Below are 625 nucleotides of genomic sequence, written 5' to 3'. Positions count from 1 at the left end.
AAGCATCAAGCCATAGCTTCGGTGGTGTGTTTAGCCCCGTTACATTTTCGGCGCAGAGTCACTCGACCAGTGAGCTATTACGCACTCTTTCAATGGTGGCTGCTTCTAAGCCAACATCCTGGTTGTCTGTGCAACTCCACATCCTTTCCCACTTAACACACACTTGGGGACCTTAGCTGATGGTCTGGGCTGTTTCCCTTTCGACAATGGATCTTAGCACTCACTGTCTGACTCCCGGAACTAAATCTATGGCATTCGGAGTTTGACTGAGCTTGGTAACCCTTGCGGGCCCCGCACCCAATCAGTGCTCTACCTCCACGATTCTTCTTTCCGAGGCTAGCCCTAAAGCTATTTCGGGGAGAACCAGCTATCTCCGGGTTCGATTGGAATTTCTCCGCTACCCCCACCTCATCCCCGCATTTTTCAACATGCGTGGGTTCGGGCCTCCAGTGCGTGTTACCGCACCTTCACCCTGGACAGGGGTAGATCACCCGGTTTCGGGTCTACGTCCACGTACTCATTCGCCCTATTCAGACTCGCTTTCGCTGCGGCTTCAGCTCTTCACCTTAACCTTGCACGGGAACGTAACTCGCCGGTTCATTCTACAAAAGGCACGCCATCACCC

The 625-nt window shown here is 53.3% G+C and carries 1 rRNA gene; it reads right to left on the bottom strand.

The features are described from left to right. Window positions 1–625, bottom strand: a 23S ribosomal RNA gene (locus MMB75_RS26035); the annotation flags it as partial.

This window comes from Paenibacillus sp. P2(2022) (assembly GCF_029522175.1).
In the GTDB taxonomy this organism is placed as follows: Bacteria; Bacillota; Bacilli; order Paenibacillales; family Paenibacillaceae; genus Paenibacillus; species Paenibacillus polymyxa.
Note: the sequence above shows the minus strand (reverse complement) of the source record. Positions and strands in the feature narration are given on the sequence as shown.